21 protein-coding genes are annotated in these 20965 nt (G+C 67.5%); 12 read left to right on the forward strand and 9 right to left on the reverse strand.

Annotation, left to right across the window (positions count from 1 at the left end):
- Together ACIBCN_RS36110 and ACIBCN_RS36115 are read right to left on the reverse strand one after the other, a co-directional pair.
- Positions 1-561, reverse strand: coding sequence for a TetR/AcrR family transcriptional regulator (locus ACIBCN_RS36110; RefSeq protein ID WP_396996393.1), 561 nt, complete (start codon positions 559-561; stop codon positions 1-3).
- Positions 562-725: 164 nt separating this feature from the next.
- Positions 726-1373 carry a TetR/AcrR family transcriptional regulator gene (locus ACIBCN_RS36115; protein ID WP_396996395.1) on the reverse strand — a complete coding sequence of 216 codons (648 nt, stop codon included), beginning with the start codon at positions 1371-1373 and terminating at the stop codon, positions 726-728.
- Positions 1374-1523: 150 nt separating this feature from the next.
- Here ACIBCN_RS36115 and ACIBCN_RS36120 point away from each other — a divergent pair, with 150 nt between their 5' ends.
- Entirely contained in the window at positions 1524-2177 is a 654-nt protein-coding gene (locus tag ACIBCN_RS36120; RefSeq protein WP_396996396.1) for an SRPBCC family protein, read from the forward strand.
- 122 nt (positions 2178-2299) lie between these two features.
- Here the strand turns inward: ACIBCN_RS36120 and ACIBCN_RS36125 are convergent, their stop codons facing one another.
- Together ACIBCN_RS36125 and ACIBCN_RS36130 are read right to left on the reverse strand one after the other, a co-directional pair.
- A complete protein-coding gene (locus ACIBCN_RS36125) occupies positions 2300-2485 on the reverse strand; it encodes a hypothetical protein (protein ID WP_396996397.1) in 186 nt (61 codons plus the stop codon).
- Between the two features lie 61 nt (positions 2486-2546).
- Entirely contained in the window at positions 2547-4073 is a 1527-nt protein-coding gene (locus tag ACIBCN_RS36130; RefSeq protein WP_396996399.1) for a carboxylesterase/lipase family protein, read from the reverse strand.
- A gap of 100 nt (positions 4074-4173) precedes the next feature.
- On the opposite strand from ACIBCN_RS36130, the gene ACIBCN_RS36135 reads away from it, so the two are divergent.
- The 6 genes from ACIBCN_RS36135 (at position 4174) to ACIBCN_RS36160 (ending at position 10025) form a co-directional block, all read left to right on the forward strand.
- The gene (locus tag ACIBCN_RS36135; RefSeq protein ID WP_396996400.1) at positions 4174-5406 is read left to right on the forward strand and encodes an ROK family protein; all 1233 of its coding nucleotides are present in this window, start codon (positions 4174-4176) and stop codon (positions 5404-5406) included.
- 94 nt (positions 5407-5500) lie between these two features.
- Positions 5501-6469 carry an ABC transporter ATP-binding protein gene (locus ACIBCN_RS36140; RefSeq protein WP_396996402.1) on the forward strand — a complete coding sequence of 323 codons (969 nt, stop codon included), beginning with the start codon at positions 5501-5503 and terminating at the stop codon, positions 6467-6469.
- The gene (locus tag ACIBCN_RS36145) at positions 6466-7275 is read left to right on the forward strand and encodes an ABC transporter permease (RefSeq protein ID WP_396996403.1); all 810 of its coding nucleotides are present in this window, start codon (positions 6466-6468) and stop codon (positions 7273-7275) included. Before ACIBCN_RS36140 ends, ACIBCN_RS36145 begins: the two co-directional genes overlap by 4 nt.
- Positions 7272-8417, forward strand: a complete 1146-nt coding sequence (locus tag ACIBCN_RS36150) for a sensor histidine kinase (RefSeq protein ID WP_396996404.1) — start codon at positions 7272-7274, stop codon at positions 8415-8417. Before ACIBCN_RS36145 ends, ACIBCN_RS36150 begins: the two co-directional genes overlap by 4 nt.
- Positions 8414-9034: a response regulator gene (locus ACIBCN_RS36155; RefSeq protein ID WP_396996405.1), complete on the forward strand. Its 621-nt coding sequence runs from the start codon at positions 8414-8416 to the stop codon at positions 9032-9034. Before ACIBCN_RS36150 ends, ACIBCN_RS36155 begins: the two co-directional genes overlap by 4 nt.
- A 46-nt stretch (positions 9035-9080) precedes the next feature.
- Positions 9081-10025 carry an NAD(P)-dependent oxidoreductase gene (locus tag ACIBCN_RS36160; RefSeq protein WP_396996407.1) on the forward strand — a complete coding sequence of 315 codons (945 nt, stop codon included), beginning with the start codon at positions 9081-9083 and terminating at the stop codon, positions 10023-10025.
- Positions 10026-10033: 8 nt separating this feature from the next.
- Here the strand turns inward: ACIBCN_RS36160 and ACIBCN_RS36165 are convergent, their stop codons facing one another.
- Positions 10034-11308, reverse strand: a complete 1275-nt coding sequence (locus ACIBCN_RS36165; RefSeq protein WP_396996408.1) for a metallophosphoesterase family protein — start codon at positions 11306-11308, stop codon at positions 10034-10036.
- Positions 11309-11535: 227 nt separating this feature from the next.
- A complete protein-coding gene (locus tag ACIBCN_RS36170) occupies positions 11536-12153 on the reverse strand; it encodes a TetR/AcrR family transcriptional regulator (protein WP_396996409.1) in 618 nt (205 codons plus the stop codon).
- 97 nt (positions 12154-12250) lie between these two features.
- Here ACIBCN_RS36170 and ACIBCN_RS36175 point away from each other — a divergent pair, with 97 nt between their 5' ends.
- On the forward strand, positions 12251-13471 hold the full coding sequence (locus tag ACIBCN_RS36175) for a cytochrome P450 (protein ID WP_396996411.1): 1221 nt from the start codon (positions 12251-12253) through the stop codon (positions 13469-13471).
- Positions 13472-13497: 26 nt separating this feature from the next.
- Positions 13498-13692: a ferredoxin gene (locus ACIBCN_RS36180; protein ID WP_396996413.1), complete on the forward strand. Its 195-nt coding sequence runs from the start codon at positions 13498-13500 to the stop codon at positions 13690-13692.
- Positions 13693-13841: 149 nt separating this feature from the next.
- On the opposite strand, the gene ACIBCN_RS36185 is transcribed toward ACIBCN_RS36180, so the two are convergent.
- Positions 13842-14564 carry a hypothetical protein gene (locus tag ACIBCN_RS36185; protein ID WP_396996415.1) on the reverse strand — a complete coding sequence of 241 codons (723 nt, stop codon included), beginning with the start codon at positions 14562-14564 and terminating at the stop codon, positions 13842-13844.
- 129 nt (positions 14565-14693) lie between these two features.
- Between ACIBCN_RS36185 and ACIBCN_RS36190 the strand changes: the two genes are divergently transcribed.
- The gene (locus ACIBCN_RS36190) at positions 14694-16073 is read left to right on the forward strand and encodes an acyl-CoA dehydrogenase family protein (protein WP_396996416.1); all 1380 of its coding nucleotides are present in this window, start codon (positions 14694-14696) and stop codon (positions 16071-16073) included.
- A 203-nt stretch (positions 16074-16276) separates the two neighbouring features.
- Positions 16277-17200, forward strand: coding sequence for a bile acid:sodium symporter family protein (locus ACIBCN_RS36195; protein WP_396996417.1), 924 nt, complete (start codon positions 16277-16279; stop codon positions 17198-17200).
- On the opposite strand, the gene ACIBCN_RS36200 is transcribed toward ACIBCN_RS36195, so the two are convergent.
- Positions 17150-18526: an MFS transporter gene (locus ACIBCN_RS36200; RefSeq protein ID WP_396996419.1), complete on the reverse strand. Its 1377-nt coding sequence runs from the start codon at positions 18524-18526 to the stop codon at positions 17150-17152. The genes ACIBCN_RS36195 and ACIBCN_RS36200 overlap by 51 nt on opposite strands.
- Positions 18527-18590: 64 nt before the next feature.
- On the opposite strand from ACIBCN_RS36200, the gene ACIBCN_RS36205 reads away from it, so the two are divergent.
- Positions 18591-19337 (forward strand): ArsR/SmtB family transcription factor, encoded by a 747-nt coding sequence (locus ACIBCN_RS36205; protein ID WP_396996421.1) that lies wholly within the window; start codon positions 18591-18593, stop codon positions 19335-19337.
- A 15-nt stretch (positions 19338-19352) separates the two neighbouring features.
- Here ACIBCN_RS36205 and ACIBCN_RS36210 read toward each other — a convergent pair whose 3' ends face one another.
- On the reverse strand, positions 19353-20957 hold the full coding sequence (locus tag ACIBCN_RS36210) for an FMN-binding glutamate synthase family protein (protein WP_396996422.1): 1605 nt from the start codon (positions 20955-20957) through the stop codon (positions 19353-19355).
- Positions 20958-20965: the final 8 nt, after the last annotated feature.

The following is a 20965-nucleotide window of genomic DNA, read 5'->3' on the forward strand; positions in this document are numbered from 1 at the left end:
TTAGGTGTCCAGGCGGATGCCGCGGAGATAGATGGTGACCAGGCGGCGGCAGGTGGTGTCCCAGTCGGGGTCGGTTGGGCGCGGCTGGGTGACGAGGGCACCGAAGGCGATGATGTCGTCGTGGGTGGTGTCCGGACGCAATGTCTTATCGGCGATGCCTTGGTCGATGATTCGTTGCACGAGTTGGTGGATCTGGTCGCGAAGGCCTGCGGTCTCGGGGTCGGTGACCGGTGGACCGCCGTGCAGGGGCAGCACGAGTTCGTTGCGCTGGCTGATGGCGGCGTCGATGAAGAGCGCGATGCGCTCGGCCGGAGTCGCCCCCTCACGTTCTGCCGCTTTGACATTGGCGAGCACCTGCTCGAAGGAGCGGTGGGTGAGGTGACTCAGTAGCTCCTCGCGGGTGGCGAAGTGCCGGTAGAGGGTACCGATGCCGACACCGGCATCGGCGGCGATGGTCGCCATCGGGACGCGCAGACCTTCGCGATGGAACGCGTGTGTCGCGGCGCGGAGCAGTTCTTGCTGGTTGTGCAGCGCGTCACGGCGCAGGTCGCGAGCGGTCATGCTGCTATTGAACTCGCTTGTGCGAACGGCTACGCCATGTTCAGCAGACGCGCGATTTCGCTTCTAGCGCAGGCCGTTGCTGCCGCACCATGATCCAGGTCGTGTTGCCCTGCGCGGTGACAGCGTCTTCGCACCGCCACGGCACAGGCGAGTGGCAGGCGCGGTCAGCGCGCCATGAGCGTGTCCACTTCGTCGGCGAACAGGAGGGCGGGGTCGAACTCCATCGCGGCGAAGTGGCCGGCGAGTTCGAGGGAGAGGACGCCGTGGACGCGAGTCCAGAATGTGATGGCGCGGTGCAGGGTCGTGGCGGCGACGGATTTGTCGGGGGCCCACCGGCGATGGTGTTCGAGTTCGGTGTCGAACGGCGTCGCCGACTCGTCGATGTCCAGCGCGGCGCAGGCCTCGATCAGCATCGTCATGGTCTCGTTCGAGATCGCGGTGGTGGCGTCGGGTGCGCGATAGCCGGGGACCGGCGTGCCATAGATGAGAAAGTAGCGATGCGGGTCGGCCACGGCCCATTCACGTAGGGCGCAGGCCATACCGCGCAGGTCGGCGCCGGCGTCGCGGGCGGCGGCGAGGGTGTCGGCCAAGCTTCGGTAGGCGTCGCGGATGAGTTCGGTGATCAACTCGTCGCGACTGGCGAAGTACCGGTACAGCGCGGGCCCGCTCATGCCCACCTGTTTGGCAATCGCGTTGAGCGACAGGCCCGATGCGCCCGCCGTGGCGATCTGCTCCCACGCGCGTTCCTTGATCTCCGCCTGCATCTGCACGCGATAGCGCTCGCGTGGGCTGCTCACCCCTGTTTCTGCCATGGACCACTCCTTATCCTGCTGTCCGTCGGTTCTGGTTAGAGGTTATCACTTTGGCTCTTGCATCTTACCGAGTGTTGTTATAGGTTCTAACTAACGCAAGAGCGGCTAACTTGAAAACCTCGAGACGGCCCGTAAACAAGGAGTAGGAACATGACCGACACCCGCCCGTCCAGCACGTCGCCCGCACCGACCGGCTCCGCCCGCAAGCGCACCGCCCTCCTCGGAATCGCCGTGACCGCAGCGATTTTCGGCGCCACCGCCGCACCGGCGGTCGCCGACACCGGCTCCGCGGCGGACGTGCTGCCGCTGACCTGTGGGGGCCAGGGCATCGACGCCGCCGCCCCCATCCACTACCGCACCGAGGCCTTCATCAAGGCGCCGTTGGCGAAGATCTGGAACCTGCAGACCGACGTGGCGCGCTGGCCCGCTTGGCAGAAGCCGGTCACCAGCAACAAGCGCCTCGATTCGGGCCCGATGCAGCCGGGTTCGCAGTTCCAGTGGACAACCCCGGTCCCGGCCACGGAGAAGACGCCCGCGACCACCCTCACCATCACCTCCACCGTCCAGCGGATTCAGCCCGAGCAGTGCATCCGCTGGAGTGGTCCCGCGGTCGGCAACGGGATGAGCATCGACGGCGGCATCCACGTCTGGAACTTCATCCCGATGCCCGGCGGCGTGCTCGTGCGCACCGAGGAGAACTGGCACGGCGCGCAGGTCGAAGCGGACGTGCCGACCTCCACCTACTTTCTCGGTGCCGGTCTGGACGCCTGGCTGGCGGATCTGCGGACCGCGGCCGAAGGGTAATCATCGACCACGTGCAGGGCGGTTCGCGCTGGCGACAGTGCGACCCGCCCTGACCTATGTGCTGGAACTCGTCCGCCCGTGCTCGCGATTGCGTTGTGCCGGTGCGGAATTACCGCTGATGCTCAGCGGCGGGTGCGGCGCCAGTTGAACGAACGGCTGCCGGTGCCGACACCGGCCAGGTGCAGGGCGACGAGTAGCAGTCCGAGGGTGGTGAGAGTGCCCGCGGTGACCGTGTCGCCGAGGGTGGACTTGGTCAGATCGAACAGCAAAGCGAGTGCGAATGAAACTGCGGCAGCTATCGCCAACATGGTGAAACCTCCTGATAGTGCCCAGGAGGTACCCACAGATCGGGAAAGCAACCGCGTCTGTTCAGGTCCAGATCGGGCGTTGCGCGGCGAAGGGGTCGGATTCGATACGGCTCTCGTTCGACCAGATCATGGTCTGTCGTGTGTCCGGGGTGTAGCGGGGCCAATTCGTGCCGGGGACAGCGTCTTTGACAAAGCCGACCCAGGCCGTGTGCATGGCGTCGGCCAGTGCTTGCGGCGCCGCGGTGCCCTCGGCCTCGGTGACCCCGGGAGCATGCAGCAGGTCGAAGGCGAACGGCAGGTCGAGACAGTGCGCCGCCATCCCGTTGAAGCTGGGCGCCGTTGAAGTCCAGACGAATTCATAGAGCCAGGTGGGCTGATCCAGCCGCGCGCGAGCCTCGGCGACCTGGTAAGAGGGTCCGCGAATGATGGTGTCGCTGATGGCCTGTCCGGCGAGTTCAGTCGCGTCCGCACCGGGATAGGCGGCGCGGTAGGCATTCATGTCGACGCCCTGCCCGGCTTGTGCGATCGGGCCGGCGGCGGCCGCGCCGGGGTTCTGTGCCAGCATGGTTGCCGCCATGTTGAACTCGTGCCGGGTGAAACCGAGCAGCAGCGGAATACCGCCGCCCGCCCCGTTTTTCAACAGCGCGGGCGTCGCCTCGGGAATCAGCGTGCCGTCGGCGAACGGCGCCAAGCCGAGCATCGGCACGGTCTCGCTGCCCGGCCCGGGCGCTTGCAGCGCGTCCTGCATCTCGAGCACGGTGTGCTCCGGCAGGGCGCGCAGCGCGGCGGCGGTCGCGGGTACACCGGTGCGCCGGGTGAACAGGTCGGCCACGGCGAGCCCCGCGGCACGATCGTTCGGCTGAGCCACCGCGCCGGAGGCACAGATTCCGGCGCGGAACAGCCCACGCGCGGACGGAGTGGCCATCAGTGCCCACACCGCGCCGCCGCCCGCGGATTGACCGGCGACGGTGACTTTTCCGGGATCGCCACCGAATGACGCGATATTGTCGCGGACCCACTGCAGGGCCGCGACCCAGTCCAGAACCGCCCGGTTGTCCGGAGCGCCCTCCATATGCAGAAAGCCGTCGATCCCGAGCCGGTAGCCGACCGAAACCAGCACCACCCCATCGCGATTGAACGCGGCGCCGTCATACCACGGGCTGGCCGGACTGCCCGCGACGAAGCCGCCGCCATGGATCCACACCAGCACCGGCAGGCCGCGCGCGGCCGGGTCTGGGGTGAAGACGTTCACGCTGAGGATGGCGTCGCCCGGGATGCTCGGCTCCGGGATGGTCGTCACCTCGCCCATCGTCTTGCGCTGTGCGGTGGGCCCGTACGCGGTGCAGTCCAGGGTTTCGGTCCAGGGCGCGGGCGGTGCCGGCGCGGCGAATCGCAGCGCACCGACCGGCGGGCGGGCGAACGGCACCCCGAGGAAGGCGATGCCGGTGTCGCGGCGCTTGCCACGGACCGGACCGTAGGTCGTCCGGACGGTGTCGGTGGCGGATCGCTCGGTCGAGCAGGCGACCGCCAACGTGATGGCCCCTGCTCCGAGCAGGACCGTCCGGCGGTTGATGTGCGCGGCAGGCATCGCGACCTCGATTCGTTTCGTGCGATCACCGTATGTTCGCGATTCGGCCGGGAATAAGTCAAGGGTTGAAAAAATTCTTGACCTGCATAGTCTCGGTGAGGTGGCGAGACAACAGGGACACGATTCGGTGGCCGTCCGGCGACGCAACCTCGGGCTGGTGTTGCGTCACGTGGCCGAACACGGACCCTGTGCGCGCACCGAGATCGCCGTGGCCACCGGGCTGTCGCACGCTTCGGTCACCACGATGGTCGCCGAACTCGCGGCGCGCGGATTGGTGTCCGAGGATGGCGTACTGAATCGCGGTGGACGAGGTCGGCCGCGACAACTGCTGCGGATGATCCCGCGGCGCGCGTCGACCATCGGGGTGCAGATCAGTTCCGACCAATTGCGGGTGGCTGTCGCCGATCTCGCGGGCACGATCGTATGGCGCGACGCCACAGCGCATTACGGCGCTGCCGGGATCCCCGCGGCGCTGGCGGACGCGATCGCCGCCGCGGTACAGCGAGCCATAGTCGCGGCACCGCCCGACGCGGAATTGGTACGTGTCGCGGTAGCGATGGCCGGACCTGTTGGTGACGACGAAGCGCAAACCGTGCTCGCCGCACCGGATTTCGGCTGGCTGCGACCCGTCCGGCTGGGCGCGCTGATCGCCGCCAGGCTGCCGGAGCTGACCTGTCCGATCGACGTGATCAACGACGCGAACGCCGCCACGCTCGCCGAATACCACGCGCATCCGCGCCGTCCGCGCGGCGTGGTCTACATCGCGGCGGGGACCGGCATCGGTGGTGGGGTGGTGCTGGACGGGCGAATCCACACCGGGAGCCGTGGCATCGCCGGCGAGCCGGGCCACATGCCTGTCGCCATCGACGGACCGGCCTGCGTCTGCGGGGCACGTGGTTGCCTGGTGTGTTACGCGGGCCCCGAGGCGGTGCTGACCGCCGCCGGCCTCGATGATGCACTGCGGCGCAACGGAATCGGGTCGGCCTTCGAGGTACTCATCGAGGCACTCGAACGGCGCGACGAGCACGCGCTCGAGGCAATGGACAGTGCCGGGCGGGCGTTGGGCACGGCGATACTGTCGATCACCGCACTGCTCGACATCGACGAGGTGATCCTGGGAGGGGCGCTGGCGCAGTGGTTTCCATGGCTGGACCCGGTGATCCGACATCAGTTCACCGGCCGGCGCGCGCTCGTGCCCACCGCGGAACCTGACGTGACCCCCGCACTCCTCGGCGCGGACGCGGCCCTGCTCGGTGTCATCGAATTCGCCCGCCGCTCGGCACTTTCCGACCCCGCGACCGTTCCCCGCCGACACTCGCCCGCGACGTCCTGATGACTTTTGTCATGGCCGGTCGATGAATTACTCATCGGGATTCGGTGACTGCGCGTACTACTGACGCCCGACCGAGTCCATGATCGTAGTAACCATGAACAGCGCGAATCGGCACCTACCGGCGCACGACATCATCAACGCGCGCGGTCTGCGCCGCACCTACGGCCACGGCAAGACCGCGTTCGAGGCGGTGAAAGGCGTAGACCTGCAAGTCGACGAGGGTGAGGTCTTCGCCCTGCTCGGCACCAACGGTGCGGGCAAGACCTCGACGCTCGACATGCTCGAAGGGCTTGTCACACCGTCGTCCGGTGTCGTCGAGGTCTTCGGGCTCGACCCACTGCAGAACCGCGACCAAGTCCGCGCGCAGGTCGGCATCATGTTGCAGTCCGGCGGTCTGCCCGCCGAGTTGACCGTCCGCGAAACGCTGGAGATGTGGCGCGGGACCTGCACCAACCCGACTACCGTCGACACCGTCCTCGCCCAGGTCGACCTGGCCGATCGTGCCGATGTTCGAGTCGGTGCACTGTCCGGCGGGGAGCAGCGCCGCGTCGATATGGCCTGTGCCCTGCTCGGGCAGCCGCGGTTGCTGTTCCTCGACGAGCCGACCACTGGACTCGACCCGGAGAGCCGCCGCGCGACGTGGCAGCTGCTCGCCGACCTCAAATCGTCCGGCGTGACCATGGTGCTCACCACGCACTATCTCGATGAGGCGGAGGCGCTGGCCGACCGGATCGCGATCATGCACAAGGGCGAGGTCGCGCGCGCGGGCACGCTGCGCGAGATCGTCGACGGCCATCCGGCCCGGATCTCCTTCGATCATCCGGGACTGCCGTTGCCACGGTTGGGTTCCGCGCGGATCGACGCGCAGGCTCGCGTCACGGTCAGCACCTTCGACCTGCAGGGTCACTTGTTCGAACTGCTCGGCTGGGCGCGCGAACACGGCCTGCGGCTGGGCGGGCTCGAAGCGCGCGCGGCCTCGCTGGAGGCCGTCTTCCTCGACATCGCCAACGCACCGGTCGACGCGCCCGCGACCACCCCTGAATTGATCGGAGCAGCACGATGACCACCCTCGCCGCCCCCGCTTTCCGCCGCCACCCGCTTGTCGCGCTCGGAAAGGCCGAATACCGGCAGTTCCGGCGCAACAAGACGCTGGTCTGGATGGCGACCCTCTTCCCGATCGGCATTCCGCTGGCCATCTACTTCATCGCGACCAAAGATGACGCGCCGACGACGAAAACCGCCGCGATCGCGTTCGAGATGTTCACGCTGCTCGCTTTGCTTTTCGTGCAGTACTACTCGGTGCTGTCGATGGTCACGACGCGCCGCAGCGAAGGCGTGTTGAAGCGGCTGCGAACTGGTGAGGCCGCCGACTGGCAGATTCTGACGGCCCCGGCGGTTCCCGGTGTGCTGATGACGACCTTCGGGACGGTCGTCGTCGCCGCGGTCATCTACGGCGCGGGCGCACCCGCTCCGGTCAACCCGCTGGCGACCGCGCTCGCGCTGCTGGCCGGGATCGTCCTGTTCTCCCTGCTCGCGCTCGCGACCAGTGCGGTCACCAAGAACGCCGAGGCCGCGCAGATGACCTCCCTGCCCGTCATGCTGGTCGCGATGATCGGCTTCGGTTCCATCCGCACTGTGCTGCCGGATCGACTGGCCGAGCTGGCCGACTGGACACCCTTCGCGGCCATTTCCGACCTCGCGTCCCTCGGCGCGTCCGGCAAGACATCCACCGCCGCCGCCTCCGATGTGGCGCTCGATTTCGCAGGCACCTGCACCGAGCTCGGCCGGCCGTTTGCCACACTGGCGATATGGACCGTCTTGGCGCTCGCGCTGACCCGCAAGAGCTTCCGCTGGGACGATCGCGGTTGAGCCGCTTGACCTCCTGGTGGGACGCGTTGTCAGGGCCGGTGAAGTTCCGGCTGTACACGCGCGTCACCATCCAGGTCGCCGTGCTCTCGGCGGTCGCCGGTGGGCTGTCGGTCAGCGCGCGTGGACCGTGGTTGACGGTCGGGCTGGTGGTCGCCGGTGTCGCGGCGATCGTTGCGCTGGAAGTGCAACCCGACTTCGCCGGGCGGTCGCGCGCGAGATGGCGCCGGCGGGCACTGCCGGCGGCCGGCGCGGCGCTGGCCGGGGTGTGGCTGGCGTTCGCCTTGGTCGCCAGGCTGGCCGACAGCGATCTGATCAGCACGCAAGCGAGCATCGTCAGCGTCTTCGCGGCGGCGCTCGGCATGCTCTCCGTTGTCGCGTTCCTGCGGCACAAATGGTGGACCGTTCTCGGGATCAGCGTCGTCACCGGAGTGGTCTTCGGTTCGTCGCCGTTCGCGGGACTGGCTGTCGCGGCGGTGACCTTCGTTATCGGAAGTTTCGTCGTCGCAACGACATTGGTCACCGTGTGGGGAGTGCGAGTGGTCGATGAATTGGATCGGGCGAAGGGGGTGGAAGCCGAATTGCAAGTGGCGGAGGAACGTTTACGCTTCGCGCGGGACCTGCACGACATCGTCGGTCGCGGGTTCTCCGCCATTGCGGTGAAAAGCGAGCTGGCGGTGGTACTTTCGCGGTCCGGCCAAGCCGAGCGCGCGGCCGTCGAGATGGACGAGATCAAGACGCTCGCCGTCGAGTCGATGGGGCAGATGCGAAAACTGGTGCGCGGCTATCGAGGCATCGATTTGATGGGGGAGGTGGGCGGCGCCCGCTCGTTGCTGTCGGCGGTGGGTTGCCGGCTCGTTGTCGAGGGCGACGCGGCGAAGGTCCCGGCGCGGTTCCACGAGGTCGCCGCCTGGGCGGTGCGGGAGGGCACCACGAATATCGTCGAACACTCGGCGGCCACCTCGGCGATTCTCACGCTCGGCAACGCGGGGATGTCGCTGCGCAATGACTGTCCGCACGGCACACCGGGCGAGCGATCCGGCCTGCGCGGCCTCGGCGAGCGGCTCGCGGCCATCGGCGCGACGCTCGACGTCGCCGCGTCGCCTGAGCAGTTCGCCCTCGAAATCCATTGGGAGAAGAAATGATTCCGGTGTTCCTTGCCGACGATGAGACGCTCATCCGTGCCGCCTTGGCGACCATGCTCGATCTCGAAGCCGACCTCGAGGTGATCGACCACGTCGGCTCCGGCGAGGAACTCGTCGCCGCATGGCATCGCCGCGGCGAGAGCGGCGCGCCGGTCGCGGTGGCCGTCATCGATCTGCAGATGCCCGGCATCGACGGCATCGAGACCGCCATCGAACTGCAGCGCCTCACCCCCGGCGCGGGCACCCTGATCGTCACCAGCCACGGCCGACCCGGCTACCTCAAACGAGCCCTCGCCGCCGGCGTCCGCGGCTTTCTCCCGAAAACCACCTCGGCCGCAACGCTCGCCGAGGTGATCCGCACCGTCCACCGCGGCGGCCGCTACGTAGACCCCGACCTGGCCGCCGAAGCCATCAGCGCAGGCGACACCGTCCTCACCGCCCGCGAAGCCGACGTCCTCGAATACGCCATCGACGGCGCCTCCGTCGAAGACATAGCCCGCCGCGCCCACCTCACCCCAGGTACCACCCGCAACTACCTCTCCTCCGCCATGGCCAAACTCGGCGTAGCCAACCGCTACGAGGCGGCCCTCAAAGCCCGTGAGAGGGGCTGGATCTAGCCCCGCATGCGTGGCCTTCGCAGTCCGATTCGGGCAGGATTGCCGGATGATCATCGGACTGTGTGGGGCCGAGTTTCCTGAGGTTCGGCGGCATTTGCGGGCGGCGCTGCCGGAAGCTGAGCTGGTTGAGCTGGGAGTTGGGGCGTGCGAGGTGCCTGCCGTCGACGTGCTCGTTCCGTTGGGGGCCAGCGTCGGTGCTGAGCTGATGGACGCTACGAGGCCACGGTTGATCCAGCAGTTCGGTGTCGGTTTGCAAGGGGTTGACGCGGCAGCCGCTCGGGGTCGCGCTATCCCGGTGGCGTTTGTGCCTGCCGCCGATACCGGCAATGCCGTCGCGGTCGCGGAGACGGCGATGCTGCATCTGCTGATGCTGTTGCGCCGGTATGCGGATACGCAGGTGAGTGTCGCTGAGCGGCGGGTCGGGCATCCCAGCGGGAACATGCTCGCCGGTAAGGCGGTTACCGTGCTCGGCACCGGCGCGATCGGCACCGCGCTGCTCGCGCGGCTTTCGGCGTTCGATGCGGTTACCGCCGCGGTCGGGCGTCGCGGGTATCGGGACTATCCGGCATTGCACGGGCTGCTTCCCGCCGGCCGGTTCTACTCGGTCGGTGAGTTCCGAAAGGCTTTGGCGGGCACCGAAGTTCTGATTGTGTGTTGTCCGTTGACCGAGGAGACCCTCGGCATGGTTGGGGTGGCGGCGCTCGCGGCGATGCCGCGGGGCGGGTGGGTGATCAATGTCGGGCGCGGGCCGATTGTGGAGTATCGGGCGCTGCTCGGGGCATTGCGGTCCGGGCAGCTCGCCGGAGCCGGGTTGGATGTCGCGTGGGAGGAACCCATCGACCCCGGTGACCCGCTACTGCGCGAGAATGTTTGCGTCACGCCGCATATCGGCGGTGTCACCGAGGAGTCCTACGCCGCGATGGCGGCTACGTTCGCTGTGAACGCACGCAGAGCCGTTGCCGGGGAACCGCTTTCACATCTCGCCGACTGAACTCTGCTTCATGGCCGCGTGAGACCGGAGAAATCACGCAGGGTGGTGTGGTTGCGGTCGGTGCAGGTGCCGAGGGAGTGGTCGGGGTGCAGGCCGAGGTATTGGCGGCGGGTGCGGGTGCTCCAGGTGCGGGCGGCTTCGGAGCGGGTCTTGTAGAAGTTGGCGGTGTAGCCGCCTTCGTAGAGGCGTAGGAGTAGGTAGCCGCCTGGGTATTCTTTGACGGCGGCTACCTCGAGGAATTCGACGTTGATGCCGATGTTGGGGCGGCTCACGCGGTTTCGGTGGGTGTGGCCACTGTGATGCAGGAAGACGCCGGGGGCGTTTCGGTACAGGGTGTGTAGTGCGGCGGCGTTGGACGGGTCGAGGACGAAGCCTGGGCCGCCCGGATTGCTCACTGCCGCATGGGATGTCACGGGGTGGTGGCCGAATATCAGGGTGGGGCGGTCGGGGTCGGCGGCGAGGATTTCGCGCAGCCGATCTCGTTGTGGCGCGACGATGGTGCCGCCGGAGCCGGTGAGCCGGGTGGTGTCGAGGCCGATCAGGCGTAGTCCGCCGAGCTGGTATTCGACGAGGCGCTGGCGGCTGTGGAAGACGGCGCCCCAGTGGTCCCGGGTTTGCCCGCGGTGTCGTTCTGGTTTGTCGTGGTTGCCGCGGCAGACGAAGTAGTCGCGGCCCAGTTCGCCCCAGGCATCCAATCGTGTTCGTACCGCGCGTGATTGGGCGAGGGTGCCGGAGTCGGTGAGGTCACCGGCGAGGATGAGGTGGTCGGCGGCGCGGTCGGGGCTGCGCACATCGTCGACGAGGGCGTCGAGCATGAATGCCGGATAGTGCTCGGTGTCGTGGCGCAGGCCGGTGGGTATGCCGCTGATGATGAGTCCGCTGGTGTGCTCGCCGTAGTGCACGTCGTTGGCGAGCGCGATGGTGCGCAGCAGGCGGCCCGGTGGCGGGGTCGCGGTGGTGAATACGCCGGTGGATTCAGGGGTTCCGGATCGCCGGGTCACCAGGGTGCGGGCGGGTGCGGCGCGGTGGCCGTTCGAGTAGGCCTCGAATCGGTAGGCGCGGCCGGGCTCGAGCCCATCGATCTCCGCATAGTGATAGGCGGTGACTCGGGAGTCGAGATAGCGGGTGCGCGCCGCGGCGGAGCCGTCGGCGTGCGCGATCCGGACCTCGGTGTCCGCGGGCACCGGGCGCAAGCGTCCGGCGCGATCGCGGGCCCGGGTCGTCCAGGTCAGTATCGCGGACCGATCGGTCACGGTGACCAACTCGAGGTCCGAGGCAGTCATCGAATCATGCTGTGCCCGAGTCGAATCGACACGGACAAGGCTCGGTGCCGGATAGAACGGCCGCCGCACGGTCACTGCCGCCGCGCCTGCCGCTACGTTCGCCAGCCATGCGGTTCTGAGTCGTGGATCGAGCATGGGATCTCCGTCCGCCGCTACCCCTACGACAGTACGGTCGGCAGTTGAACGCGCCGTGTGCTCGCGCCGTCGCTGGAATGTCGTTATCGCGACTAGGTCTGGCGCAGCACCAGCGGCAGGTACACCTCGTCGACGATCTCGCAAATGACGTCGTCGCCGACCGGCGTGCCGAACAGCAGGAAGTGATTGCGCAACAGATCGGTGGCCACGGTGGCCCGCCGCGAGTCCACCATGGCCCGGTCCACCTCGCCACGTTCGACGGCGCGCTCGAGCACGGAGCGGATCGACGTCGGTCCGGCCTTGTGCACCCGTTCCCGGATGAGTCTGCCGAGTTCGGGATCGCGCGTCATCTCGGCGAGCAGGCCGCGCATGATGCCGCCGAACGGACTGTCCATCGTGTCGGACATCTGGCGCAGCAGGGCGATCACGTCCGTGCGCAGCGAACCGGTATCGGGGACATCGACATTCGACATTCCGCCCGCCTTGCACGCGTCCATCACCAGTTCCGCGCGCCCGGCCCAGCGGCGATAGAGCACGGTCTTGCTGGTGCGCGCCCGGGTGGCCACCCGCTCCATGGTGAGCCCCTGATAGCCAACGGCGGCAAGTTCTTCCAGCGTCGCCGAGAGGATGGCGCGCTCCAGTTCCTCACCGCGCCGCCGCGTGCCTTTGCGGTATTCGTCCGCCGCGTCGACGGATTGCTGGACCTTCACTGGAAATCGGGCTCCTGAAAAACGTTGCGTCACTTGCGAAGACACCTTAACCTGAAAATAGAGTACCAAGAGTATCTTACGATCTCGAGGGGAACCGATGACTGACACTGTTACGCCACCCCGTACCGACAACGCTCCCACCTTTCCGAGCGACCGCACCTGTCCCTATCACCTGCCCGAGCAGTACTCCCGGCTCAGAGACGAAGGCGCCTCGCTGCGGCGGGTCACCCTCTTCGACGGCCACCCGGCCTGGGTGGTCACCAAGCATGAGACCGCCCGCGCCCTGCTCGCCGACCCCCGGCTGTCGTCGGACCGGACGCACGCCGACTTCCCGGCCACCTCGCCACGCTTCCGTTCCTTCCAGAAAACCCCGCCTGCCTTCATCAGCCTCGATCCGCCGGAACACGGCGCCAAGCGCCGGATGCTGATCAGTGAATTCACCCTGAAGCGCGTCAAGGGCATGCGCGCCGACATCGAGCAGATCGTGCACGGCTTCATCGGCGACATGCTCGCCGCGGGTCCGCCCGCCGACCTGGTCAGCCAGTTCGCGCTGCCGGTACCGTCGATGGTGATCTGCCGCCTGCTCGGCGTGCCGTACGAGGACCACGAGATATTCCAGGACGCGAGCAAGCGGCTGGTGCAATCGACGACCGCCGAGGCCGCGATCGGCGCGCGCGATGAGCTCGCCGCCTACCTGGACGGACTGATCACCAGGTCGCAGGCTGAGCCGGGCCCCGGCCTGCTGAACGCCCTGGTCGCCGATCAATTGGCACACGGCGAGATCGACCGCGAGGAACTGGTGGCGACCGCGATCCTGCTGCTCGTCGCGGGCCACGAGACCACGGCGTCGATGACCTCGCTGTCGGTGATCACCCTGCTGCAGCATCCGGACCAGCACGCCGCCCTGCGCGCCGACCCCACCTTGATCCCGGGTGCGGTGGAGGAGCTGCTGCGCTACCTCGCCATCGCCGACATCGCCGGCGGCCGATTCGCGAAGGCCGACATCGAGATCGACGGACAGGTGATCAAGGCGGGCGAGGGCGTGATCGTCAGCAACGCCATCGCCAACCGCGACGGCTCGGTGTTCGACGCACCGGACACCTTCGACGTGCACCGCTCGGCCCGCCACCACATCGCGTTCGGCTACGGCGTGCACCAGTGTCTCGGCCAGAACCTGGCCCGCCTGGAACTCGAGATCATCCTCGGGTCGTTGTTCGAGCGCATCCCGAACCTGCGGCTGGCCGTTCCGATGGAACAACTGAAACTGCGGCCCGGCAGCACCATTCAGGGTGTCAACGAACTCCCGGTGACCTGGTGACCGCGCCGAGCACGAAAGGAGCCCACATGCGAGTAACCGCCGATCGATCCGTCTGCATCGGCGCCGGCCTCTGCGCGTTGACCGCACCCGCCGTCTTCGATCAGGACGACGACAGCGGCCTGGTCAAGGTGCTCGACGCCGAGCCGGACGCGGCCAGCGCGGACGCCGTGCGCGAGGCGGCCGACATCTGCCCGTCCGGAGCCGTGGCGTTCACCGAGTAGCTGAGGGCGCTGCCGACTGTGCGGGCATTCATTTCCTGGGTGCCCGCATAGAGTATTCGACATCCGCGACGAAGCGCCCGACATTGTTTTCCAGCGCAATGTCGTTGCTGTGCAGCAGTTTTCGGCCTAGCTGACGGTTCGCGCGGTTGTCAGCGTTGGATGGCGACGTACACAGCTTCGGTGACTCGATGCTTGGTCAATGGCCCACGGTCGCTGCCGAATTGAACGGTCCAGCCGTCGGGTTGTTGGGCGATGGCGGGTCCGTCTGGTGGTCCCCAGATCGCTTGGAATCCGGTGCCTCGGCAGAAGTAGTAGCCGATGTAGTCGGGGTTGGCCGCTTGGATCGACCAGGAGCCGCCGTTGCGGAGGCGACATGTGGTGCCGTCGTCGAGGATGAGGCCGATCGGTGTGGGGGCTTGCGGAGCACGGACGCCAGTGGTGCGTACGGTGCTGGTGGCGTATCGGGTCAGGCGGGTGCTGAACGGATCGATCAAGCACAGTGCCGCAGGCTTGTTCGCCACGGCCACGCAGCTGTCAGCTGCGGCGGCGCTCGGCGAGCAGGCGAGGATGTTGTCGGTGGTCGCACTGGGGGAGGCTTCGTCGTAGGAGCAATCGATCGCTCCGGACCCGGTTTTGTCGTCGACCTCCCACCCTTCGGTCGGCGCGCCCTGCGCGTCGAAAGGGGTGCGGGTGGTGATCTTGGGTGTGCCGGTGGGTGCGTTGACTTGTTTCTGGAGGGGGTCCACTGCGCTGGTGTTCGTAGCGGTGGGCGGCGACGAGTCGTCGCTACGAGGCAAGAGCACGACAACGCCGACTGCCAGCACGACGACAACCGCGCCGATACCCAGCACCCACCGGACTGTCCGAGTCATCCGGGTCTCCTCGATAGCCGACGTCGGAACCAGACTTCCAGTGTGTACCCCTGAGCGGGAGTTTCGTGCCGGATATTCGGACGACGCTGGAACCCGTGTCGATCGGCCGCGGCTGGGTATCGCCTAGACGTGACTTTTGACCTGACACCGACGGCAGCGCAGCACGACCTGGCCAAACGGGCGCACGGGTTCGCGCAGGACTGCATCAGGCCGGTGGCGGCCCAGTACGACCGGGCGCAGGAATTTCCCTGGCCGGTGCTGGAGGAGGCCGCTGAGCGGGGGTTCTATAGTCCTCTGTTCTATCGCGACCTGATCGGTGATCCGACGGGGTTGTCGTTGCCGATGTTCATGGAGGAGTTGTTCTGGGGGTGTGCCGGAATCGGATTGGCGATTGTGATGCCCGCGCTGGCATTGTCGGCGATCGGGCAGGCCGCGACGCCGGAGCAGATGTTGCAGTGGGCGCCTGAGTGTTTCGGCACGCCGGGAGACTTGAAGCTTGCGGCGCTTGCTATTTCGGAACCCGAGGGTGGCAGCGATGTGCGCAACCTGCGTACCCGGGCGGTCCGGGACGGGGACGACTGGATAATCGACGGTCACAAGATGTGGATCGGCAATGGCGGCATCGCGAACGTGCACGTGGTGAACGCGGTGGTGGATGAGGAGTTGGGGCATCGCGGGCAGGCGTTGTTCGTCGTGCCGGGCGGCACGCCGGGGTTGGAGTTGGTGCGCAAGCTCGACAAGATGGGTTGTCGCGCATCGCATACCGCGGAGTTGAAGTTCGACCGTGTTCGCGTGCCTGCGGAAAATTTGCTCGGGGGAGTGGCGAAGCTCGAGCACACGCTCGCCAAGCGGCGGGAGGCGGTGCGTAGCGGTGGCCGGTCGGGGTCGGTGACGTTGGGAACGTTCGAGCAGACTCGGCCGATGGTGGCCGCACAGGCGCTCGGGATCGCCAGGGCCGCTATGGAATACATGACCTCGTACGCGAACCATCGCGAGGCGTTCGGTGCGCCGATCATCGACAATCAGGGCATCGCGTTTCCGATCGCCGATCTGGCCACGGAGATCGACGGGGCGCGGCTGCTGACCTGGCGGGCGTCCTGGATGGCCGCCAACGGTGTGCCGTTCGAGCGCGGTGAGGGGTCGATGGCGAAGCTGGCGGCCAGCGAGGTGGCGGTGAAAGCCACCGAACGCGCGATCCAGACGATGGGCGGCTGGGGCTACATCAGTGACCATCCGGTGGAGAAGTGGTATCGAGACGCCAAGCTGTACACCATCTTCGAAGGAACCAGTGAGATCCAGCGGATCGTCATCTCGCACGCGCTGGGCGCGGCCGAGGGCAGGCCGCCGCTGCATGTCGATCTCGAGCCGTCCGGCGGTCCGTTGAACAAGATGTTCGGCCGGGGCGCCGAGGTGCGCGGCAAGGCAGCGGCGGCGGCGCTGGATATGCGCGACCGGGTGCCGGGGCCGATCATGAAGGCCGCGTTGAAGTTTCTGCGCCCGCCGCGCTGATTCGCTGACCGCAGATCGACGCTAGCGTGCGGATCGCGCCACCCTCTGCGGACTGGCAACAGATGCATCGGTGCGGGAACTGCCAGAACCTGAACGGGATCCGCTGACTTGCCCCACGTGTGGGGGGTTTCCGGTGATTGTCTCCGCGATCGTCGTCGCAAGGCGCGATGATCGAATGGATTCGATCGAATGGTGAGGGCGCCATGGACTCTGCGCTGGTTTCTGTCGGGCTGCCGATAGTTCTGGTAGTGATCATGTTCGGGCTCGGTCTGTCGCTCACCGTTGCCGACTTCACCCGAATCGCGAAGAGCCCCAAGGCGGTCGCCATCGCGCTGATGTGTCAGCTGGTGGTGCTGCCGTCGGCCGCGTTCGGCCTGGTGCTGTTGTTCGATCCGTCGCCGCTACTCGCGATCGGGGTGATGCTGCTCGCCGCGTCGCCGGGTGGGACAGCGGCGAATCTGTTCAGTCATCTGTTCCACGGCGACGTCGCCCTCAATGTGTCACTCACCGCGGTCAATTCGGTCATCGCGGTGGGCACGGTTCCGGTGATCACCAACCTGGCCATCGACTACTTCGACCCCGGCGGCGCGGCCACGGTGGGGTTGCAGTTCGGCAAGGTGGTTCAGGTGTTCTCGATCGTCTTGATTCCGGTCGCGCTCGGCATGCTGGTGCGCCGGTTGTCGTCGGCCTTCGCGGATCGGATGGATCGGCCGGTGCGCATCGGTTCCGCGCTCACGCTGACACTGGTGATCACCGCGACGATGGTCGACCAACGCGCCGACATCATGCCCAACATCCGGGCGATCGGTCTCGCGATGGTCCTGTTCTGCCTGATCAGTTTGACGGTGGGCTATCTGGTGCCCCGGGCGCTCGGTGTCGAGGGCCGCCAGGCGATCGCGTGCTCGATGGAGGTCGGCATCCACAACGGCGTCATCGCCATCACGATCGCCATCAGTGTGTTGGACAGTATCGAAATGGCCATTCCCGCAGCGGTTTACGGTGTCGCGATCTTCCCGCTGGCGGCCGGCTTCGGTTGGCTCGTCACCCGGCGTCGAGCCCGGGAAGAGGCCGCGGGATCAGCGGTGCCGCACACCGGTCAGCGTAACGACCAGCGCGCCGGTCCATAGCGCGGCGGCGATCAACGCCAGCAGCTGGATTCCGTCCACGAAACGATCCGACGCCGGGGAACCGGCGATCGCACCGAAGAGGGCGACCCCGGTCGCGGTGCCGATCTGCCGTGCGGTGTTGGAAACGCCGGTGGCCAGCCCGGATCGGTCCGGCGGGGTAGCGCGGACGACGGCGGCGACGGACGAGGCGGTGACCAGCCCCGCGCCACAGCCGAGCAGGGTGAATCCGGCCAGCAGCCAGGCGATTCCGTGGCCCGAGCCCAGTTGCGTGAACATCGGCATCCCCACCAGGGCAAGCAGGCAACCGGCCGCGATGGCCGTGCGTGGTCCTCGGCGACCGGTGATCCGGCCCGAAACCGGCGCGAGTGCGATGAGCGGAACGGCCAACGGCAGCACCGCGATACCGGCGGCCAGCGGCGAATAGTGTCGCACGTCTTGGAGATAGAGCATCCCGACGAACAGCATCCCGTTGACGACGAGGTTCATCGTCAGCGCGACCACATTGGGGCTGAGGAACTCTCGGCGAACGAGCAGATCCAACGGCAGGATCGGATGCGCACTGCGCCGCGCGGATATCAGCACCGTCGCCAGCCCGGCAATCGTGACGGCGATCGATACGGACAGGATCGGCCAGCCCACGTGATGGCCCGCCGAGATCACCGTGAAAACGAATCCGCCGAGTCCGGCCACGAAGCCGACCAGACCAGGGACGTCCAGCCGCCCGTCGCGGGGGACTCGGGGCCGTGCGGGCACCACCGCGAGCGTCGCGACGATCGCGGCAATGGTCAGCGGCACGTTGATCCAGAACACCGGCCGCCAGCCGAGCCAGCCGATCAACAGCCCACCGAGCAGCGGCCCGGCCGGTAGCGCCACGGAAGAGATGGCGGCCCAGGTACCGAGCGCCTTGGCCTGCTCGCCGCGATCCGGGAAGACATCGACGATCACCGCCATCGTGCTCGGCAGCAGCAGCGCACCGCCCACACCCTGCACGATCCGCGCGCCGATCAACACGCCGACGGTCGGGGCCAGCGCACAGGCCAACGACGCCGCGCCGAAGATCGCGAATCCGGCCAGCAGCACCCGCCGATGACCGACTCGATCGCCGATCGCGCCGCCGGTCAGCAGCAGACCGGCGATCGCCACCACATACCCGTCCACCACCCACTGCTGCATCGCGGTATCGGTATGCAGGCTGTGTCCGATGCTCGGCAGCGCGACATTGACGATGGTGACGTCCAACAGCACCAGGAACATCCCGGCGCACATCACCCCGAGCACGCGGCGTGCGTTCGCCGTGTCGGGCGCGTCCAGGTTTCGCAGACTCATGATCGCAGTCTCGCCCGATAATCCTTCGGTCCGGGCCGAAGCATGCTCGTCGCACACTGGAGTCATGAGCACCTCCGGTTTCGCCGATGTCGCCGCCGTCGCCGCGCTGCTCGCGGACCCGACCAGGGCGCGAGTGCTGCTGGCCCTGGCCGATGGTCGCCAGTTGCCCGCCTCGGTGCTGGCCGCCGAGGCCGGTGTGGCGGCCTCCACCGCCAGCGAACATCTGTCCCGGCTGGTCGACGGCGGGTTGCTCAGCGTGCGCCGATCGGGCAGGCACCGATACTTCCGGTTGGCCGATCCAGAGGTGGCCACGGCGCTGGAAGCCCTCGCGGCCCTCGCCCCGCACCGGCCCGTGCGCTCGCTGCGCGAGTCGACCCGCGCGGCCGCGATGCGCAGCGCCCGCAGCTGCTACGACCATCTCGCGGGCCGACTCGGTGTCGCGGTCACCGAGTCACTGATCGACAACCGCGCGCTGACCCGCACCGACGGCGGCACGGGAACCGAACGCGCACAAGATGATCCGCTGTCGGCCCCGCTGCGCACGCACTCCTACGCGCTCGGCCCGAATGCCACCCGAACCTTCGCCGCTCTCGGCGTCGACCTCGACGATCTACGCACCCGGCGCCGCCCACTCCTGCGCTTCTGCGTCGATTGGAGCGAGCAACGCCACCACCTCGGCGGCGCACTCGGCGCGGCCCTGCTCACGCGAATGGACGAGGCAGGCTGGATCCGACGGCACGAATCCCGCCGCGCCATCGATCTCACCGACTCGGGCGCACAAGCCCTCGATCGCATCCTCGGCGTGCGGTGACGATCCCCGGCAGGTTCAGCCTTTGCTGAGGCGGAGGTCGGGTTGGAACGAGTCCGGTTGCGCCGCTGCCCAATCCGTGGCCCAGGTGTCGGGAGGCTGGTTGATCAACTGGTGTGGAGACAGCCATTCATAGAGATGAGCGTAGGAGTGCTGGTCGGTCGGCGAGACCTTCTTGCGGAGCATGTGGGTGTTGAGCTGGGCGGGATCGGAGACGCCGAGCGACGCCATGATCTGCGCGGCTTGGCGGACGGTCGCCTCGTGATAGCGCCGCACCCGTTCGCTCTTGTCGGCGACGTTCAGCGCGCGGGCCCGCCGCGGGTCCTGGGTCGCGACGCCGACCGGGCACTCGTTGGTGTGGCAGAGCTGCGCCTGGATGCAGCCGATCGCCATCATCATGGCGCGGGCGGAATTGGTGTAGTCGGCGCCCTGGATGAGGCGCTTGACGATGTCATTGCCCACGGCGACCTTGCCGCTGGCACCGATTTTGATCCGCTCGCGCAGCCCGGTCCCGACGAGCGCGTTGTGCACGATCATCAGTCCATCGGTCAGCGGCAGACCCACGTGGTCCTCGTATTCCAAAGGGGCAGCGGCCGTTCCGCCCTCGGCGCCGTCGACGATGATGAAGTCGGGCGTGCTGCCCTCGTCGAGCATGGCCTTGCAGATGGCCAGCACCTCGATGCGCGAGCCGACGCACAGCTTGAACCCCACCGGCTTGCCGTCGGCCAGTTCCCGCAGCCGGGCGACGAACTGGATCAGTTCACGCGGGGTGTGGAAAGCGGAATGGGCCGAGGGGCTCACGCACTTCTCGTTGGCGGGCACCCCGCGATAGCGGGCGATCTCCGCGCTGACCTTCGCCGCGGGCAGCACGCCACCGAGCCCGGGCTTCGCGCCCTGGCTGAGCTTGATCGACACCGCCTTGATCTGTGGATGGGCGGCCTGGTCGGCGAACTTGCCGGGATCGAAGTGGCCGTCGTCGGTGCGGGTGCCGAAGTAGCCGGAGCCGATCTCCCACACCAGATCGCCGCCGCCGTCGAGGTGATAGGGCGTCAGCCCGCCCTCGCCGGTGTCGTGCGCGAATCCGCCGAGCGCGGCCCCCTTGTTCAACGCCCGCAGGGCATTGGCGGATAGCGCGCCGAAACTCATCGACGAGACATTGAGCAGCGACATCGAGTACGGCTTGGTGCAGTCCGGGCCGCCGATCAGCACGCGCGGCGGCTCCTCGGGCTCCGGGACCGGGGCGATGGAGTGGACCAGGTATTCGTAACCGATCTCTTCGATGTCGCGTTCGGTGCCGAACGAGAGTTCGCCGTGGATGCCCTTCGCGCGCTCGTAGATCATCGAGCGGATGTCCCGGTCGAAGGGTCGCCCGTCGAAGTTGCGTTCGATGAAGTACTGCTGCAACTCCGGACGCAGGCTCTCGAGCAGGTAGCGCATGTGCCCGAGCAGCGGATAGTTCCGCAGCACCGAATGCCGCGTTTGCACCAGGTCATAGATGCCCACCGCGAGCAGGACCGCCAGGATGGCGAGCAGCACCCACCACGCCCACGACCCGAGCGACGCGGCGACCCCGACCGCGACGGTGGCCGCCGCGAGGAAACCGACTAGGAAGAATCTGAGCATATGCGGTC

The organism is Nocardia sp. NPDC051052 (assembly GCF_044456045.1).
In the GTDB taxonomy this organism is placed as follows: domain Bacteria; phylum Actinomycetota; class Actinomycetes; order Mycobacteriales; family Mycobacteriaceae; genus Nocardia.

What these genes read in the sequence shown, in the direction of transcription:
- ACIBCN_RS36110 (WP_396996393.1), bottom strand. Translation starts at nt 561, where the DNA reads ATGACCGCTCGCGACCTGCGCCGTGACGCGCTGCACAACCAGCAAGAA.
- ACIBCN_RS36115 (WP_396996395.1), bottom strand. Translation starts at nt 1,373, where the DNA reads ATGGCAGAAACAGGGGTGAGCAGCCCACGCGAGCGCTATCGCGTGCAG.
- ACIBCN_RS36120 (WP_396996396.1), top strand. Translation starts at nt 1,524, where the DNA reads ATGACCGACACCCGCCCGTCCAGCACGTCGCCCGCACCGACCGGCTCC.
- ACIBCN_RS36125 (WP_396996397.1), bottom strand. Translation starts at nt 2,485, where the DNA reads ATGTTGGCGATAGCTGCCGCAGTTTCATTCGCACTCGCTTTGCTGTTC.
- ACIBCN_RS36130 (WP_396996399.1), bottom strand. Translation starts at nt 4,073, where the DNA reads ATGCCTGCCGCGCACATCAACCGCCGGACGGTCCTGCTCGGAGCAGGG.
- ACIBCN_RS36140 (WP_396996402.1), top strand. Translation starts at nt 5,501, where the DNA reads ATGAACAGCGCGAATCGGCACCTACCGGCGCACGACATCATCAACGCG.
- ACIBCN_RS36145 (WP_396996403.1), top strand. Translation starts at nt 6,466, where the DNA reads ATGACCACCCTCGCCGCCCCCGCTTTCCGCCGCCACCCGCTTGTCGCG.
- ACIBCN_RS36155 (WP_396996405.1), top strand. Translation starts at nt 8,414, where the DNA reads ATGATTCCGGTGTTCCTTGCCGACGATGAGACGCTCATCCGTGCCGCC.
- ACIBCN_RS36160 (WP_396996407.1), top strand. Translation starts at nt 9,081, where the DNA reads ATGATCATCGGACTGTGTGGGGCCGAGTTTCCTGAGGTTCGGCGGCAT.
- ACIBCN_RS36165 (WP_396996408.1), bottom strand. Translation starts at nt 11,308, where the DNA reads ATGACTGCCTCGGACCTCGAGTTGGTCACCGTGACCGATCGGTCCGCG.
- ACIBCN_RS36175 (WP_396996411.1), top strand. Translation starts at nt 12,251, where the DNA reads ATGACTGACACTGTTACGCCACCCCGTACCGACAACGCTCCCACCTTT.
- ACIBCN_RS36180 (WP_396996413.1), top strand. Translation starts at nt 13,498, where the DNA reads ATGCGAGTAACCGCCGATCGATCCGTCTGCATCGGCGCCGGCCTCTGC.
- ACIBCN_RS36185 (WP_396996415.1), bottom strand. Translation starts at nt 14,564, where the DNA reads ATGACTCGGACAGTCCGGTGGGTGCTGGGTATCGGCGCGGTTGTCGTC.
- ACIBCN_RS36195 (WP_396996417.1), top strand. Translation starts at nt 16,277, where the DNA reads ATGGACTCTGCGCTGGTTTCTGTCGGGCTGCCGATAGTTCTGGTAGTG.
- ACIBCN_RS36200 (WP_396996419.1), bottom strand. Translation starts at nt 18,526, where the DNA reads ATGAGTCTGCGAAACCTGGACGCGCCCGACACGGCGAACGCACGCCGC.
- ACIBCN_RS36205 (WP_396996421.1), top strand. Translation starts at nt 18,591, where the DNA reads ATGAGCACCTCCGGTTTCGCCGATGTCGCCGCCGTCGCCGCGCTGCTC.
- ACIBCN_RS36210 (WP_396996422.1), bottom strand. Translation starts at nt 20,957, where the DNA reads ATGCTCAGATTCTTCCTAGTCGGTTTCCTCGCGGCGGCCACCGTCGCG.